Source organism: Roseovarius sp. MBR-154, assembly GCF_053628595.1.
Genome location: NZ_JBRJGR010000009.1, coordinates 1 through 15,892 on the forward strand (window position 1 = coordinate 1; position 15,892 = coordinate 15,892).

The following is a 15,892-nucleotide window of genomic DNA, read 5'->3' on the forward strand; positions in this document are numbered from 1 at the left end:
TGCCGCAAGAAGGGAAAAAGTGGACGACTTTTACGCCGCCCGCACCGCCAATACGACGGCGCTACCGTGGTCTAATTTTGCACCGCCGTTCTCACTTCACCGGCTACATCGCCAACATGATGTTCGATCTGGAGTTCATGCTGATCGAGAACAGCTACAAATCCGAGGAGACCCACCCCGATTACCGGATCGAGGTCAGCTCGCCCCGGGGCACACCGATCCGCGTCGGCTCGGCCTGGATGGCGAAAAGCAGCCGCACGGGCAATGACTACCTGTCGCTGCTGATCAACACGCCCGATGGCGACCTGCGCGTCAACGCCGTGCAGAACGAAGAACAGCGCGGGGGGCAGACTTTCTCGATCATCCCGTTCATCGACAGCGGTGAGCAGCCGCAGGATGCAGGCAAGGGGCTGTCGCTGGTTGCCTGATCAGCGCGCGAGGTGAGACGATCTGAACCGAAAGGGGAGCCGTGGGACCACGGTTCCCCTTTTGCTGTGCTGGTGTGGTTGAATGAACCCGGCCTACATTGCAGACGTTCGTGTCGCCGGCAGCTAATGCAACCGAAGAGCCCACTTTGACCGATGCTGCGTAAAGGATGTATCGCTGCTTTTGAGGGCGGTAGAAAACCTGCTTGATCGCAGCCGCGATGCGGAAGGGAAGCAGCGCCGAGTTGTCGGAATGCGTGAACCAAAAGGCGATCCAATCGAAAGATTCAGTACTTCACCCCGTCTGCGGCTGCCTCTCAAATACTGCGCGGTGCCCAGAGAATAATACCCGCACCGACAAGGCAAATGACGGCTCCAACAACATCCCATTGATCCGGGCGATGCCCTTCCACACCCCATAGCCACAGCAGGGACGATACGATGTAAACGCCACCGTAGACTGCATAGGCGCGGCCCGCTTGATCGGCGGGGCTGAGCGCCAGTAGCCAGGCGAAAGCGGCAAGGGACAGCATGCCCGGTGCCAACCAAAACACGCTCTTGTCCAGCCGGAACCACGCCCAGAAAGCAAAGCATCCGGCAATTTCGGCCAGCGCAGCGGCGAAGTAGATAAGAACCGTCTTCATCGGGCCAGACATACGTTCCGAGGAGGATCGGGTCTATTGCGAAAAATTTTCAAATTCAAAGAAGCGACCCCAAATCCGATCCAACACTTGGATAGGCCGCCGTCATCGACTTAAGCTGCTTGGCCGCCAGGCCCAGCTTGATTGCCAGCCCGAAGAAATTGATCAGTTCGCCGTATTCCGGGCCGAACAGGTGCGCGCCGAGGATCTTGCCGTTCGACCTGTCCAAGAGGATCTTCGCGGCGGCGGAGGTCTCGCCGATCCTGTAGTTTGAATACCAACCGCTCGTGTCGGTGAACCGGACATCTACGTCATGCCCGGCATCCCTTGCCTCGTCTTCCAACATGCCGACACGCGCCACTTCCGGGACCGTGAATACGGCTGTAGGAATACCGGCATAATCCGGTGTAGTCTGAGCGTCCTTGAGCATGTTGGAGGCTGCGACCTTCCCTTCGATCACCGCGACCGGCGTCAGCGGCATGCCATCGGTGTCGGCGGAATCTCCTGCGGCATAGACCGCGCTGCTTGTCGTGCTTTGCAGATGGGGGGCTACAACGATGCCCTTGTCGCTGTAGTCAACACCGGCCGCCTCAAGATTCAGGTCGGCCAGGGCTGCAACCCGGCCCGCGCCATGCACGACCAGATCGGTTTCGATTGTCCGGGTCTGATCGCCTGACTTCACCTCGACAGTGAATGCTCCGTTGGTTTTCGCAACGGAGACGATTTCGGTCTCGCGCATCAGGTCCACGCCGATACCGGCGCCGCGCTCGATCAGCATTTCGACCAGATCGGGATCGAAGCCGCGTAAGGGCCGGGCGCCACGATCCACGATGATCGGGTTGGCTCCGGCCCGTGCGGCGATATGCGCAAACTCGAAGGACACGAAGCCGCCGCCGATAAAAAGAACCCGTTTGGGAAGGGCCTCCAGGTTGAGGAAATTCGTGCTGTCGATCACGAGATCGGCCCCTGTGAAGCTCAGCGGCCTGGGCATGGCACCGGCGGCCACGAGGAACCGTTCCGACTGATATGCCGTTCCATCGACCTCCAGCGTGTTGTCTCCCGTGAAGCGGGCAGCTCCATGCAGGGTTTCGACGCCGTTGCCCGACAGGCCCTTTTCCATCTTGTCCGGCACGGGATCGGTGAAGCCACGCTTGTGTGCCATCAGATCGGCCCAGTTGATCGACAGATCACCGGGATCGATCCCCTTGCCCTGCATGAGCCGTGCCGCGTCCATGATTTCCGCACCGCGCCGCAGGATTTTCTTTGGATCGCAGCCGCGCAATGCGCAGGTGCCGCCGTAGGGCAGCGCATCGACAATGGCCACACGCCATCCTGCTGCGCCACACTTGTTCGCCGCGGCCACGCCTGCCATGCCAGCCCCGATGACGATCAGGTCGTAGTCTTCGCTCATTCTCCGGTCCTTGTCCTGATCTTCATCCGGCGCAGCAGCTCAACTTTGCCACGTCCATATCGAAGGTTTGTGCCGCCAGCTTCAACCCTTCTACCGTTGTCAGATAGGGGAAGACCGTCTCGCCAAGTGCCTTGGTGGTCATGCCGAACTTCAGCGCCATAACGAGGGTCTGGATCGTATCGGACCCCTCGGGCGCGATGATCTGGCCGCCAAGCAGCCGGTCGGACTTTCTGTCCGCCACCAGCTTGATCAATCCGCGCGTGTCGCGTGCGGCCAACGCGCGCGGCACCTGATCGAGCGGCACGATGGACGTCTTTACGTCGAAGCCCGCGTCCCGAGCCTGGGCTTCACCGAGACCGACGCCCGCAACTTGAGGGTCGGAAAACACCACCCAGGGCATCGCGGCGTTGTCGTAGCGATGGTCTTCGCCGAGAACCGCGTTTTTGGCGGCGAGCTTTGCACCGTAGGCCGCCATATAGACAAACTGGTCACGGTCGGTCACATCGCCCGCCGCATAGATGCCTCGCACCGATGTCTGCATGTCCTCGCCGACGACGATGGACTCACGCGCGTCTGTTTCAACGCCGATTGCGTCCAGGCCCATATCTTCGGTATTGGCCCGCCTGCCAGCGGTCGAAACGAGGTGATCCGCTGTCACTTCGACAGGCTTTCCGTTCTGGATCACGCGTAGCGTCACGCCTGCGTCGTCGCGGCGCACAGTGTCGTAGCTTAACCCGGTCAGAAGGGTGATGCCTTCGGCCTCGAACGCCGCCGCCAATGCCTCCGAGACCTCTGGTTCCGCGCCGGGCAACAGATGCGAACGGGCGACAAGCGTGACCTTCACGCCCATGCGGCTCATCATCTGGGCCAGTTCCGCGCCGATGTAACCCGCGCCGATGAAGATCAGGCTTTTCGGCAGTACTTCGAGCTCCAGAAGACTGGTGCTGTCTAGCGCGCCGATTTCCTCGATGCCGTCGATGGTCGGCAGGACGGGACGCCCGCCCGTGGCGATGATGGTCCTCGGTGCTTTCAGGGTTCGCTCACCGACTGTCACGCCACCTTCGATCAGCCGCGCGGGACCGGCGTCGATGTAATCGACACCCTCATATTCCGGCAGAAGGTCCGCGTATTTCTTCTGGCGCAGGGTCTCGACCAGATCGTCCTTGGACTGAACGAGCGTCTGCCAGTCATCGACTTGCGCGTGGCCTGATAGACCGGGGAACCGTTTGGCAGCTCCCGCACCGTGCACGGCCTCTGCCGCGCGGATCATCGCCTTGGACGGCACGCATCCCACGTTGACGCAGGTTCCGCCGATGGTGCCATGTCCCACGAGAGCGACGCGCTTTCCGGCATCCGCGCCGGTAATTGCGGCGGAGAACCCCGCCGACCCCGCCCCGAGGACGATCAGGTCATAGCCGCCCTGTCCATCGTCGTTTTTGTTCAGGTCTTTCATCTCAGCGCGCCTCACCATACTCGGGGTTGTTCGATTTGGCAGCGAACAGATAAATGACCGCGCCGACTGCGATCAGCGGTGTGAGCAGGCCGAGAAGACCGAAGAACATACCGGTGGCGGTGCAACATCCCATCATCATGAGAGCGTTCCTTTCTTTTGCGCACGGTTCAGCAGAACGGCGTAGAGTGCTGTGGCGGCGAAAACGCCGATTGTGATCCGTATTGCGAACCTGAATTCGAGAAGAATGATCAGGATCGACAGGGCCACCGCGAGGCCGGTGGCCCAAAGTTTCGGGGCCGGTCCCGGTTTGCCAGCGCGCAGCCAAAAGGCCTGTGCCACCACGGCGAGGCTGAAAAACAGCAGCGGGAACAGGGCGTAATCGAGCCAACCCGATAGGGCCGACAATCCGACGCCAGCGACGATGACGACCAGAAGCGGCGTAAAGCAGCAGAGCGCGGCGAACAGCGCACCGCCAAGCCCCCATTTCAGCAGTCGGTCGGGATTTTCTGGTGTGTCAGTCAATGGGCCGTCTTTCTTCGTGATGGTTCGGTGCTGGAGGCCCGTTTCATGTGTGAACGACGCAGTGCGCGGAGGATCAGGTAGGTCAGACCAGCCAAAACCAGCATGGCAATGCCACTCATTCCAGAGAGCCAAGCCCCAACGCCGCTGAACAACGCTGCAAGCACGGCAGTTCCGCCGCCGCAGCAGACGACCACGACCGGAGCCGCTATTCCGAAGGCCAGCAGGCCACCCATCAGATTGTCACGCAGTGCAGGCGGCTCAGGAAGCTGTGTCGGGCAGCACCTGCGCCGGATAGCCATTGGCTGTCACCGCGCCAATGATGCTTTCGATGGAAGTCTCGGCGTCATCGTAGGTCACGCTGTAAACACCCTGTCCGTATTCGGGGCCTTCCTCGAATGCGGCGATCTCGACCGACGGAACACCGCGCATCGAGCTGGCGACGATGAATGAACAGGACGGGCATGTCAGTTCACTGACGGCGATCTCGACCTCGCGCTCTTCAGCGAGGACCGGAGTCGAGAGTGCGGCGATGGTCAGGGCGGATAGTAGAAGATGCTTCATGGTCTTGGTCCTCGTTCAGAATTTCAGGGTGAAGGGGGTGATGTAGGGAAAGATCATGGCGACAGCGACAATCGCGGAAGCGGCCCAGAGGGTTGCGCGCATGATGCGGCGGTCGATGGGGCGGGCGCAGGTGCCATCGGCACAGGCCTCGGCATCTACAGGCTTGTAAGCCTTGTAGAAGCCGTATCCCAAAAACGCGGCGCTCAGCGCGAAGGTGTACCATTTGTAGGCATAGAGCGCTCCGAGCTGCGCGATGAACACGCCTGTCACGCCAAAACTGACCAGCACCAATGGAAGGATGCAGCAAGAAGTCATCGCCAGCGCACCGAGGACGCCGAGGCCGGTCACGCCCCATCCCTTGGTGGTTTCGTCGCCAATTTTCTGCGACCGAGATTGCGGAAGTTCCGCCAAATTTTGTTCCATCGAATCTTCCTTGAACAGATGTTTCCACCGTTCTAAGGTCTGTAGTTGATACAGGCTCAAGGGGTTTTTTGCGAAATGAGTAACACAAGCGTGAGATCAATTCGGCGGGGTGATTTGGCACGAGCGACGGGCTGCAACCTGGAAACCATTCGCTACTACGAGAAAATCGGGATCATGCCGGACCCGCCGCGCAGTACGAAGGGTTACCGAAGCTACGACAAAGCCCACGTCAAGCGGCTGAAATTCGTCATGCGGTCCCGCGATCTAGGCTTTTCTCTCGAAGAGGTTCGCGGGCTGCTTGGGCTGATCGATGACCGATCCCGGACATGCGCCGATGTGCAGTTGATCGCTGAAGATCATCTGACAGACGTTCAGGCCAAGATTGCCGATCTGCAGCGTATCGAGCGCGTCCTGTCGGACACTGTTGCGCGATGCACCGGTGATGCTGCCCCAGAATGCGCGGTGATCGATGCGTTGCTTGATGCTTAGTCCAGCTTGAAGAAGGGGGGCAACGGACCTTCTTGAATGGCGTAGCGAAAGCCCGAAAAGCCCTACATGTTTCCTATTCAAGTCGAGCGCAGCGAAGGTCCAGTTTCGGACTTTAATGTTGAGGTTGGCTCCAATATTAGTCCGCGAATACCCGTCTTGCTGACGCCAGCTTTATCCAATCTCTGCCTCCAAAGGCGGCGAGTGCAAGATAGATGACCTCAGTATCCATGTCCGGTTTGAATACGATGGTCAGTCGGTGACTGGTGCCGCCGTGGCGCACGAGCCATCTATCCAGTTTGCCGTTCAGCCTGACACCTGAATTTGGATTTGAGGCAATCGCTTCTAAGAGCGTGTCTACTTCATCCAGGCGACGGCTCGCGGCTGCAACGTCACCGTCGGTCACCTCGACAATATGATTAACGATACCGATAAGGTCACGTTCGAAGAACGGATGCCTGATAAATCGCATCAGGTCTTTTTGGCCATCGCGGCAAGATGGGCCCGTGCGCCTTTAGTGACGTCGGCGGCATCGCCGACGGGTTCCCATTGATCGAGAGGCAGAGACAGACGGCGCTCCAATTCTGCTTCGAGCAGAGACCGTTCACGATCTCGCTCTGCCTTGGCCTTCGCCAATTCACCCGAAACCGCTGCACTCATATTGGGGTACTCGCCAGCTTCGACCAGTTCCCTTGCGAAGGTGTAGGCGGTGTCGGTGAAACTGACAGATTGCTTTTGAACGCTCATTGCGGGCTCCTTGGTGCTCCAACAGACTACCGAATTTTGCCGCTTCTGGCAAGCAGGTCAGGCCGACCGAGCGAAATGCGTCAACAGCCTTGCGGCCTCCCCTGCTCGGCTTCGCGTGTCGCAGGGGAGAACGGCCCTTCGGTCCGTCGCGCATTCGGCCATGCGGCCTCACCGCGGCGTCGCACCCGGCGTCCCGGTTTGCCCGCCTCGCGAGCACGTCCCTCCCCGGCCGCTCCGCCGGATTGCGCTCTGGTCTGTTTTGCGGGGCAAAACGATCCCGCCACTCCATCCGTCTCCCGCGTCCGGTCAGGCCGTTTGCCTGCTCGGGTCGGGCAAACCTACCGTCAAAACACACACACATGAGTGCGGAAGCATATCCTCCGGATGGCCCCCAAATCAGCCCGCGTCAAGGATCGCAAAACTTTTCGGCGAGGGCGGCGCTTGTGGTGCGGGGCGGTCCCGTGCGTGAGGGCGCGCGTGTGTCGGGTGTCGCGCTCGGAAAACTTTTGCGCCCGGCAAGCCGGCGGCTGCGCCGTCCCTGACCCGGCCAGATTCGGAAACCAGGCATTCGGCCATGCCCCCACACTCACGTGGTGGCCTTGGAACCGAACACTGGAGACCAGACATGGCTTATGACACAGCGAACACCTACGAGACCATTGAGCTTTTCGGGCTGACCGAGAAGGACGCTGAGCTTCCGATCCCCGAGGATCACGTCCTGACGGACCACATCATCCGCGAGAGCTTCGAGGCTTTGCTCGGGCAGTTGCGCGGGACCGGGCTTGAAGCCGAAATCGAACCGCTGGCCCATGGGCTCGCCACGATCCTGCAGCGCCGTAAGGTGGCGCTTGGCAAGGAGGTCGACCGCACCGCCGACAAGATCGGCGCGCTGGCAAAATCCCATGACGGATCGGAGATCGCCGAGACCGCGCTCGAAGAGGCGCAGGCGCGCTTTGTGCAGCTGCGCGAGATTGTCAGCGCCATTGAGGTGATGAGCGAGGCGGCGGCGGAATGCTACGAGATCGAGACGGGCCACGCCTTCATCCCGGCAGCCGGGTCGCGCGCAAGCGTCCGGGCGCAAGAGACCGGGGCGGTCTTCGAGGCGCGGCAGCTCCTGGAGCAGCACGACCGCGAGACTGCCGAGAGGTCGAAAGTCGAGGGGGTGCCCCTGATCGTCTCGGGCGCCACCGACTGGACCGATGTCGATGTGATCTTCAACACGCTCGACAAGGTTCGCGAGCGGATCAGACAGAACCGCAATCAGGAGATCTTCCTCTGCCACAAGGGTGGCAAGCACGGGGCGGAGATGATTGCGGCTCGGTGGGCCCGCGCACGCGGGATAGCACAGGCGCGCTTCGATCCGCGCTGGTCCGCGCATGGACGTGCGGCACCGTTCAAGTGCAACGACGAAATGCTGGACGACAAGTTCGCGGCGACGGGGGTTGTACTCTTCGGCGGCAACGGGGTCGCGCTGAACCTCGGGCAGAAAGCCGAGGCGAAAGGCTTGACGGTCATGCGGGTTGCGGACCCGGTGAAGAAGACCTCGGAGACGTGAACATAGAGGGTCGCCTTTGGGCGGCCCTTTTTCCTTTTCTCGTCGGCGTGATGGTGCCCCAAAAACCTTATGCCTAGCAATTTCATGTTTTGATAGCTATATGCGTGCCAAGCAAAACTTGGAAATGATTGGCATGACCCCACTCAGCAGCATCGCGATGAGCGCTTACACCGATCTGGTACGTCTCTTGAAGGACGACGCCTTGTCCGGTGTCGAAGGCAAGCCGACGCTCAAGGAGCGCGGCGACAAGGCCTATTGGTACGCTGCCCGGCGTGTCGGCACCGAGATGCGCTTCATCTATATCGGCGAAGACAGCGACGAGACGCGCGCGCGCATTGACCGGATCGAGGAGCTCCGCGCGACAGCCAAGGACCGACAGGCAGAGCGGTCGCGGCTCGTTCGCCTCCTGCGCGCCGAAGGCATGACCCCCACCGACCGGGCCACCGGGTCCATCCTGTCGGCGATGGCGGCGGCCGGGACTTTCCGTTTGGGTGGCACCATCGTCGGGACAAACGCGTTCCGGCTCTATGAGGGCGAGCTAGGTGTTCGTTTGCCCTTGGGCGGCATGGCTAATACCGGCGACATCGACATCGCCCAGTTCGAAAAGCTCAGTGTGGCGCTGCAGGATCAGGTTGACCCGGGTCTGGCCGAGACCTTCTCGGCGCTGAAGTTCGATCCCTTACCGGCGCTTGATCAAGGTCGGACCTGGCGATGGGCCCAGGGTGGCAGCGGCCAGTTGGTCGAGTTTCTCACACCGGCGTTCGGAGATGAGACCATCCGTGATCTGCCAGCATTGGGCGTGAACGCCCAAGGATTGAACTATCTCAATTTCCTGATCGCTGAGCCGATCCACGCGGCGGCTATCTATCGATCCGGCATTCTCGTGCAGGTCCCTCGTCCAGAGCGCTATGCGATCCACAAACTGATCATCGCGGATCGGCGCCGCGATGGGGCAGGGAGCCTGAAATCCGCGAAGGACCGCGAGCAGGCGGCTTTCCTTATCGAAGCGATGGCCGAGGACCGGCCCGATGATCTGGCTCGGGCCTATGCCACCGCAATGGAGGTTGGGCCGCGCTGGCGGGAGCACATCGGCAACTCGCTGAAGCGAATGCCTGATACCAGGGGGATGCTCGACAGCTTGGGCGCGTGATGGCCGTAACGGGGTCGTGCTTGGCGCGGCCCTTTCGTCATGTCTCATGGCGCGTGCGATCGGTCACACTTGATCGGCAGCTCACGGCATCCAGCACCGTCATCCCTCTACCCAGCCCGTCAGAGTGCGGCCCATCCGCATCGGTATGGGCTGGGGATGGTGCGCACCTCGCACATCGTCAGCAGCGCAAAACCGAGGGGTCGAGACATCGCACATGAGGCTGAAGACCTGTACAACCTTCGGGTGGTGTTTCGGAACATCGCATCCACGCGGGCGGGCTCCGTCAGCACCTCGGCCAGAATCGGCGGGACGAGGACGCGGAGGATGGCTGCGGCGTGATGGCAAGGGTCAATCGGGTCCCTCCTTTTTGCTATGCATGTGGATCGCACGGGGTCGGCCCGTTCGTGCCCTCAGCTCACGCTTCGACAAGCACAAATACGGCTTCCACGGCGGGGCCGCGGACCCTCCGCATTTGCGCTTGCGACCGGTCCTCTTGTCCCCGTGCTGGGTGATCCTCATCGCGATAAGGAGTAACCCAAATGACCAACCACTACGTCGCCACCGTTCCCGTCAAGTTCACCGATACCGATGGCCAGGAGCGCACCCGTTTTCAGCGCGTGGGCGCGATGTTCCGCAACACCCGCAACGGGGATGGATCGGAGTTCTTCAGCCTCAAGCTCGACTTCCCGGTCGCGGTCTCGGAGCTGGTGATGTTCCCGCCGAGCGCGAAGGATCCCCAGGACTGAATCCTCTCAAGAGGATGGGCCGCCCCAGGACGATCTTGGGGTGGCCCGATCCCTGTTCCAGGGATGCCGTGTCCGGCGGTCAGTTCGCCCGAGGTGACCTTACGAAGCCGCCGGTCGCTGCGTGATCAAAGCATGATAGCCGACCGGAAAGGTCAGGCAGCGACAGGGCGGCCAGTCAGCCTCAAGGGGGCCATCCACAAAAACCCATCGGCCAGGGCCTCCCGGTTTTTGCGGCAGAGATTTGGTGGCCCAAATCTGGCCCTCCTTGACCCTGCCTGTCCGCCCTGTCGGTGGGGTTTGCGCCCGCCCGCGGTTCCGTCCGAACACATGCGTGTTCGGCCAGACCCTCGGGCGGTGCTGGGGAAGGGGACCCATTGGACAGGTGGGTCGCTCGGTGGTGAGGGCGGCAGAGCCGCGTCCCTGCGGGCCGCGGCGTGAAGCGGACACCAAGGCTGCCTGAGACTGAAGGCGACGTAAGTATATAATTGACTTCTAGGTATATTATCGTAAGGTATGGGCAGCCTTGGTGGAAGGTGGCAGGAAATAGGGGGTCTTTCTTCCGCATGTCCCGAACAAAACGCCTGACAGAGATCGAGAAGATGCAGATCGTCCGCGAGGCCGCGGAGGGTGTGTCGACGTCCGAGCTGGCTGCGCGGTTCGGTGTTACATCGCGCGCCGTGCGCTACGTCTTGAAAGCCGATGCCGAGCGCCAGACGGATGCCGCAATTCCGGTCTCAGCGGTCAGTGTGAAGGTCACGGCTGCGGAGCTTGAGGCGCTCGACGCGGTGCTGGCGAAGGCGGGGATCGAAAGCCGGGCCGAGGGGCTGCGGCGGCTCATTCAGGCGGCAGGCGGGGTGTTCGTTCCGGACGCGCAGATGGCAGCAGAGATGGCGCGCTACCGCGCCTCTCTGCACGAGGTCGGCAATGGGGTCGCGCAGATCGCCAAGCAGATGACGCGGGCCAACCGGATGGGGCAGGGGGCCGTGGGCGGCACGAGTGCCGAGTTCACCGAATTGCGCCTCGCGCAGATGCGCGGGCTGGCGCGGTTCATCCTGGATTCTGCTGACGAGATCGACCTGCTCCTGCGCCGCCGTCGCGATGCCATGCAGCTGCAGGCCACGGCCGCGCTGAGGGAGTTTGCCCATGCGGCTGAATGATGCTGTCGATGCCGTCACGGGCGAGGTCTTCCGGGATGGCTGGAGCCGCGTCCGGGGCTCGATGCAAGGGCTGCACGTGGCCAAGCAGAGCCAGCTTGTGCGCGCGGCTGCGGGGCATCGGCCAGCGGTCTTCAAGGCGATCCGGGGCGGGGGTACGCATACCAAATCACAGCTCGCAAACCAGCTCGATTACCTCACAACCAAGTCCACCCATATCGTAGACTCGAGCGGGTTTCTGGATGGCAAGGCGAAGCTCGAGGCCAAAGACATCAAGGACCTGACCGAGCGCTTTGCCAAGCGGTGGGATGCGGGCTTCAAACCCAAACTGGGCCAGACCACCCATATGCTCATGTCCTTCCCCATCGGTACGCGGGGAGAGGATGTGCGCGACATCGCGACGGATGTGGCCGAGCGGTTCTTCCAGACTGACGCGGGGCATTTTGACTACATCATCTCGGTGCATGAGGACCGCGATCACCCGCATGCGCATCTGGTGTTGAACCGCCGCTCGCAAGAAGGCGAGTTCTTCTTTCTGGGGCGCAACCACCGCTTCAACTATGACGATTTCCGCCTCGCCATGGTCGAGGAGGCGGAAAAGTACGGCGTGCGCCTGGAGGCCACGCGCCGGGTGGATCGCGGGGTTGTGCATTACCCCGCCCGCACCAGCGAGGTTTATGCGGCGAAAGAAGAGGGTCGCGCGCCCCGCGAGCGGGAACGTGTGGGGCAGGACCTGGCGCGGACGCTGGCGGAGATCGCCAATACCAGAACTGTCTACCACTCGCTTGCTGCGGAGGCTTCGCGCGAGGCCCGCGAGGATATTGCCGCAGCGCTGTTCCGCGCGGGCGAGGTGCTGGCGCAGGGCGGGCAGGTGGACCGAACAGGAGATGTGTATATGGCCGAGGATCAAAGTTTCGAGGATCTGAGAAGCCTCTATGCGGAAAAGCTCGCGCGGGTGCAGGGCATGATCGCCGAGAAGTCTGACGCGGAACGTCCCGTGCTGGAAAAACGTCTCATCGAGATCCAGACGCAGGTCCAGCACATGCAGCCCTTGGGGCTGCGATCATCCACGCTGTCAGAGACCCCCTCGGAGGGCGGGGTCTATTCTGAGGCCAATATCGACACCAAACAGCTAGAACGTCTTGCCGAGCCGGACTTGCGGTCGCGCATAGACACCGCGCTGCGCGGAACCGGGATCAGCACATCGGAAGTGGTGGCCCGGATCGAAACCAGGGCCTCGAGTGCCGCGCTTGAGCATCAATGGATCGCCGACGACCTTGCCAAGGTGGCCGAGGCGCGCGATCTGAACCTCGAACGCCGCGCCGATCTGGAACAGGCGCGCGACATACTCAACGATGTGCATGTCGCGCTTGGTACGCTTTTGGAACGGGAGAACGTGCTGCGTCGGGATGGCGTCATGGAAGCGGAACCGGTCAGCGAGCAGTTCCATTATCATGAGGGCGCGGTGCGGGCGATGGAAGGGACAATCCGTCAGGAGATGCGCGCAGACGGCTTGACAGCGCAGCAGATCGAGGACCGGGACTGGCAGGTTGTCTCGCGGGCGGAGCGCCGGATCGAGACGGAGCAGCGCGCATATCTCGAGGCATATCCGGAGCTGCTCGCACGCTCCGGCGATGTGATCGACCGGTCTGAGCCCTACAGGGAGACTATCACCGATGCGGCCCGCGCCAGCGAGATCACCCGCGAGGTCGACCGGATCATGGAGGGGCGCGATGTCCGCACGCCTGTTGCCGATGCCGTCGCAGATGACTTGCGCGCGCGCTATCCGGACATGCCGGCCCACCTCGCCCGTGGGCTGGGCGCGACCTATGCGGCCGTCGTCGAGATACGCGACACGGAGGTCATCAATCAGGTCCGCCGCGAAACCGAGCTGCATGACGGGCTTGGGTCTGGCACGCGCGACGCACCCCTCGCAGCCCGCGGTGAAACGGCGCCGCAGACTGACCGTACCGACCGCCTCGCAGACGAGATTGCGCGCGTCCTGGACCGCGAGCGGGCAGGGGAGTTGTCCGCACCCTTCGAGACCGAAGTCGAGAGGGACGCTTTCCGAACCGAGATCGCGCGGGTGCTGGAAGACCGTCAGCTTGACCGGCTCACATCCGGCGATGCCGATGCGCTGGACAAGGTTCTCGAGGACCGCCTCGACCGGCTCTATGTCGCCAAGGTCTACCTGCAATCCGATGCAGCGACGGCCAATACGGAGGCCTTGCGCCAGGTGGTCGATGATCTCGCCGATGCTGAGCATGAAAAACACCGCGCGACAGACGTGGATGGCGAGACCGAGCGGGGCCAGGTCCATTGAGCGCCGCCATGGGAAAAGCGCGGATCGCCACAGGGGTCTTTCTGGTAACGCTGGTGACCGGGGCCATGGGCTATACCATCGCGTCGGCGGTGCTGACCTACCAGGACCTTGGTTTCGGGGCCGAGATCGACTTTGCCTATATCGCGCAGAACTACATGGCGATCCTCGATCGCCGCCCGGAGGACGCGCAACTTATTCACCTGATCATCGGCAGCTTCGCCGCCGCCGGCCTGATGCTGAGCCTCGCCCTCTCGGGGTCCGCCCTGACACGCTTTGGCCAGACCCATTGGCAGAGTGCGCGCGAGATGAAGGCCAATGGCTTCTTCGGGGCACCCGGGACCGGGTTCATCCTCGGCAAGCTGGGGACGCCGGGCTCCCGCGCCAATTACATTTGCTCCAAGGTTTTTCCGCATGCGCTGATCGTGGCGCCCACGGGCCGTGGCAAGACCACGGGTTTTGTCATTCCGAACCTGCTGACCTGGCAGGGCTCTGCCGTGACGCTCGATGTGAAAGGCGAGTGTTTCGAGGCCACGGCCCGACACCGCGCAGCCCAAGGCGACAAGGTCTATCGCTTTGCCCCCACCGATTGGGAGGGCAAGCGCACGCATCGTTACAACCCGCTCCTGCGCATTTTTGAGCTGAAAGATCCCGCGCGCCAGCAGATGGAATTGCAGCTCCTGGCGACGCTCTTCCTGCAAAGCGACAACGACCGGGTGCAGGGGCTTCTGAAAGGCGGGATCGATCTCTTCGTGGCGGCGGGGCTCTTGGCCTTCCAGCGCAAGCGCCCGACCTTGGGCGAGATCTATCGCATCGCGGCCTCGGGTGGGAACAAGCAGAAGGAGTATTTCGCGCGGGGCCACGAAGTCGACAACCGGGCGGCCAAGCTGATCTTCACGCGGCTGGCCTCGACCAATAACGACACGCTGACTTCCTACGTCTCGCTTCTGATGACCTCGGGACTGGACCAATGGCAGAACCCGGCGATCGACGAGGCGACGTCCGTGTCGGACTTTGATTTCCGCAGGATCCGAAAGAAGCCCTTTTCGGTCTATCTTGTCGTTCAGCCGCTGATGGTGAAGCCGCTCGCGCCGCTGATCCGGCTCTTCTTCTCTGATCTGCTGTCGGCGATGCAGGAGAAGGATCCCGGGCCGGATGAGCCCTGGCCGGTGATGATCATGCTCGACGAGTTCAATCGCTTGGGCAAGATGCCCATCGTGGTCGAGAGCATCGAGACCCTGCGGACCTATCGCGGCCATTTGGCCGTGGTCACCCAAACCATCCCTGCCCTCGATGAAATCTATGGCGAGAACACCCGCCGCGCCCTGCAGGGCAACGCGGGCGTGAAGCTCTATCTGACGCCTTCGGATGAAAAAACCGTCGAAGAGCTGAGCAAGGCGGTTGGCAAGACCACGAAGACCGTCATCACGCGATCCCAGTCCATCGGCAAGAACCCCTTCGAGGGCCGTAGCCAGTCCACCCGGACCGAAGAAAGCTCTCTCCTGCCCGAGGATGAGGCGCGCCGCCTACCGCTCGACGAGATCGTCATGGTCATCGATGCCCAGATGCCGGTCCGCGCGAAGCGGATCCAATATTTTGACGACCGGCTGTTCAAGGCGATCCATGCGGCACAGACGGGCGAGCTACCGTTTCCGAAGCCGGGGGGAGGGGGATCGCAAGGCTCGCTGCCGCTGAGTGTGCGCGCCATGCCGATGACGCCGCCTGCGAGTGGAGCAGGTGGGTCTGACGCCGTTGTGGAGACCGCACGCCAAGATGCTGGCAGCCAAACGTCAGGGCAAATCGACGTCGCCCCAAAGAAGACCGCGCCCGTCGTCCAAGCCGTCATCGCCGAGGAACAACGACAGATGGAGTTGGATTTTGGGAGTCAGGTCGTGGATGCTGAAGCTGCGAGCGTAGTTGATGAGGCGCAGATGCGCTCCGCCGTCGACGGCTTGGATGAGATTGAAACGATGCTGCGGGAGGGGGGTGGTCAAAAGCTGGTTGCTCGATAGGGTGGCGGGCATGGCTTGTCTGTCGCGCAGGGCGGAAAGTGAACTTTCTTTGCAGGCGCGAGCGAATAATGCGGTGAAATAGAAAGCCGACATCCGAATCACTCCAAATCGAGAGGGTATTCTGCACCGCCGCAGGTTGCCTTGCAGCACAAACCACGGAAAGCTACAATCTTCACCGTGTCTCCAATGTGAATAACAACCGCCGTCTAAAGTGGCAGCTGAGCCTGTTCAGTGATGGATGGTGACGATTTCGCCTTGATTTATAGACTTGGGCCATATCAGTCAT

The 15,892-nt window shown here is 61.8% G+C and carries 17 protein-coding genes; 8 read left to right on the forward strand and 9 right to left on the reverse strand.

Annotated features, from left to right (window positions below):
• A partial coding sequence (locus ACSSV4_RS12360) for a DUF736 domain-containing protein (protein WP_454275494.1) occupies positions 1–428 on the forward strand: 428 nt, incomplete at its 5' end.
• A gap of 314 nt (positions 429–742) precedes the next feature.
• Here the strand turns inward: ACSSV4_RS12360 and ACSSV4_RS12365 are convergent.
• From ACSSV4_RS12365 to ACSSV4_RS12395, 7 genes are all read right to left on the reverse strand, one after another.
• Complete coding sequence (locus tag ACSSV4_RS12365; RefSeq protein ID WP_040546036.1) at positions 743–1,069, reverse strand: YnfA family protein; 327 nt, start codon at positions 1,067–1,069, stop codon at positions 743–745.
• Positions 1,070–1,124: 55 nt separating this feature from the next.
• Positions 1,125–2,477, reverse strand: a complete 1,353-nt coding sequence (locus ACSSV4_RS12370; RefSeq protein WP_219436659.1) for a dihydrolipoyl dehydrogenase family protein — start codon at positions 2,475–2,477, stop codon at positions 1,125–1,127.
• 22 nt (positions 2,478–2,499) lie between these two features.
• On the reverse strand, positions 2,500–3,930 hold the full coding sequence (merA, locus tag ACSSV4_RS12375) for a mercury(II) reductase (RefSeq protein WP_257898375.1): 1,431 nt from the start codon (positions 3,928–3,930) through the stop codon (positions 2,500–2,502).
• Between the two features lies 1 nt (position 3,931).
• Positions 3,932–4,069, reverse strand: a complete 138-nt coding sequence (locus ACSSV4_RS12380) for a hypothetical protein (RefSeq protein ID WP_219436657.1) — start codon at positions 4,067–4,069, stop codon at positions 3,932–3,934.
• A complete protein-coding gene (gene merF / locus ACSSV4_RS12385) occupies positions 4,066–4,452 on the reverse strand; it encodes a mercury resistance system transport protein MerF (protein ID WP_219436656.1) in 387 nt (128 codons plus the stop codon). The genes ACSSV4_RS12380 and merF overlap by 4 nt, the downstream gene beginning before the upstream one ends.
• A gap of 258 nt (positions 4,453–4,710) precedes the next feature.
• Positions 4,711–5,013, reverse strand: coding sequence for a heavy-metal-associated domain-containing protein (locus tag ACSSV4_RS12390; RefSeq protein ID WP_219436655.1), 303 nt, complete (start codon positions 5,011–5,013; stop codon positions 4,711–4,713).
• A 15-nt stretch (positions 5,014–5,028) separates the two neighbouring features.
• Positions 5,029–5,496 (reverse strand): mercuric transporter MerT family protein, encoded by a 468-nt coding sequence (locus tag ACSSV4_RS12395; protein WP_454275495.1) that lies wholly within the window; start codon positions 5,494–5,496, stop codon positions 5,029–5,031.
• Between the two features lie 15 nt (positions 5,497–5,511).
• On the opposite strand from ACSSV4_RS12395, the gene ACSSV4_RS12400 reads away from it, so the two are divergent.
• A complete protein-coding gene (locus tag ACSSV4_RS12400) occupies positions 5,512–5,925 on the forward strand; it encodes a MerR family transcriptional regulator (RefSeq protein WP_219436654.1) in 414 nt (137 codons plus the stop codon).
• Positions 5,926–6,061: 136 nt separating this feature from the next.
• On the opposite strand, the gene ACSSV4_RS12405 is transcribed toward ACSSV4_RS12400, so the two are convergent.
• Together ACSSV4_RS12405 and ACSSV4_RS12410 are read right to left on the reverse strand one after the other, a co-directional pair.
• Positions 6,062–6,394 (reverse strand): hypothetical protein, encoded by a 333-nt coding sequence (locus ACSSV4_RS12405; protein ID WP_037941658.1) that lies wholly within the window; start codon positions 6,392–6,394, stop codon positions 6,062–6,064.
• Positions 6,394–6,669, reverse strand: a complete 276-nt coding sequence (locus ACSSV4_RS12410) for a hypothetical protein (protein ID WP_047997774.1) — start codon at positions 6,667–6,669, stop codon at positions 6,394–6,396. The genes ACSSV4_RS12405 and ACSSV4_RS12410 overlap by 1 nt, the downstream gene beginning before the upstream one ends.
• Positions 6,670–7,294: 625 nt before the next feature.
• Here ACSSV4_RS12410 and ACSSV4_RS12415 point away from each other — a divergent pair.
• The 6 genes from ACSSV4_RS12415 (at position 7,295) to ACSSV4_RS12440 (ending at position 15,606) form a co-directional block, all read left to right on the forward strand.
• A complete protein-coding gene (locus tag ACSSV4_RS12415; RefSeq protein ID WP_454275496.1) occupies positions 7,295–8,224 on the forward strand; it encodes a DUF2493 domain-containing protein in 930 nt (309 codons plus the stop codon).
• Positions 8,225–8,357: 133 nt separating this feature from the next.
• A complete protein-coding gene (locus tag ACSSV4_RS12420) occupies positions 8,358–9,374 on the forward strand; it encodes a nucleotidyltransferase family protein (RefSeq protein ID WP_454275497.1) in 1,017 nt (338 codons plus the stop codon).
• A gap of 539 nt (positions 9,375–9,913) precedes the next feature.
• A complete protein-coding gene (locus ACSSV4_RS12425) occupies positions 9,914–10,120 on the forward strand; it encodes a hypothetical protein (protein ID WP_007120662.1) in 207 nt (68 codons plus the stop codon).
• Positions 10,121–10,683: 563 nt separating this feature from the next.
• Entirely contained in the window at positions 10,684–11,277 is a 594-nt protein-coding gene (locus ACSSV4_RS12430) for a helix-turn-helix domain-containing protein (RefSeq protein ID WP_454275498.1), read from the forward strand.
• Positions 11,264–13,597, forward strand: a complete 2,334-nt coding sequence (locus tag ACSSV4_RS12435; protein ID WP_454275499.1) for a relaxase/mobilization nuclease domain-containing protein — start codon at positions 11,264–11,266, stop codon at positions 13,595–13,597. The genes ACSSV4_RS12430 and ACSSV4_RS12435 overlap by 14 nt, the downstream gene beginning before the upstream one ends.
• Before the next feature lie 8 nt (positions 13,598–13,605).
• Positions 13,606–15,606, forward strand: coding sequence for a type IV secretory system conjugative DNA transfer family protein (locus ACSSV4_RS12440; protein ID WP_454275500.1), 2,001 nt, complete (start codon positions 13,606–13,608; stop codon positions 15,604–15,606).
• Positions 15,607–15,892 lie beyond the last annotated feature (286 nt).

Bases quoted from the DNA above. Each gene is read 5' to 3' on its own strand.
- ACSSV4_RS12425 (WP_007120662.1), top strand. From the start codon at position 9,914: ATGACCAACCACTACGTCGCCACCGTTCCCGTCAAGTTCACCGATACC.
- ACSSV4_RS12435 (WP_454275499.1), top strand. From the start codon at position 11,264: ATGCGGCTGAATGATGCTGTCGATGCCGTCACGGGCGAGGTCTTCCGG.
- ACSSV4_RS12440 (WP_454275500.1), top strand. From the start codon at position 13,606: ATGGGAAAAGCGCGGATCGCCACAGGGGTCTTTCTGGTAACGCTGGTG.
- ACSSV4_RS12380 (WP_219436657.1), bottom strand. From the start codon at position 4,069: ATGATGATGGGATGTTGCACCGCCACCGGTATGTTCTTCGGTCTTCTC.
- merA (WP_257898375.1), bottom strand. From the start codon at position 3,930: ATGAAAGACCTGAACAAAAACGACGATGGACAGGGCGGCTATGACCTG.
- ACSSV4_RS12390 (WP_219436655.1), bottom strand. From the start codon at position 5,013: ATGAAGCATCTTCTACTATCCGCCCTGACCATCGCCGCACTCTCGACT.
- ACSSV4_RS12400 (WP_219436654.1), top strand. From the start codon at position 5,512: ATGAGTAACACAAGCGTGAGATCAATTCGGCGGGGTGATTTGGCACGA.
- ACSSV4_RS12405 (WP_037941658.1), bottom strand. From the start codon at position 6,394: ATGCGATTTATCAGGCATCCGTTCTTCGAACGTGACCTTATCGGTATC.
- ACSSV4_RS12410 (WP_047997774.1), bottom strand. From the start codon at position 6,669: ATGAGCGTTCAAAAGCAATCTGTCAGTTTCACCGACACCGCCTACACC.
- ACSSV4_RS12365 (WP_040546036.1), bottom strand. From the start codon at position 1,069: ATGAAGACGGTTCTTATCTACTTCGCCGCTGCGCTGGCCGAAATTGCC.
- ACSSV4_RS12430 (WP_454275498.1), top strand. From the start codon at position 10,684: ATGTCCCGAACAAAACGCCTGACAGAGATCGAGAAGATGCAGATCGTC.
- ACSSV4_RS12420 (WP_454275497.1), top strand. From the start codon at position 8,358: ATGACCCCACTCAGCAGCATCGCGATGAGCGCTTACACCGATCTGGTA.
- ACSSV4_RS12415 (WP_454275496.1), top strand. From the start codon at position 7,295: ATGGCTTATGACACAGCGAACACCTACGAGACCATTGAGCTTTTCGGG.
- ACSSV4_RS12370 (WP_219436659.1), bottom strand. From the start codon at position 2,477: ATGAGCGAAGACTACGACCTGATCGTCATCGGGGCTGGCATGGCAGGC.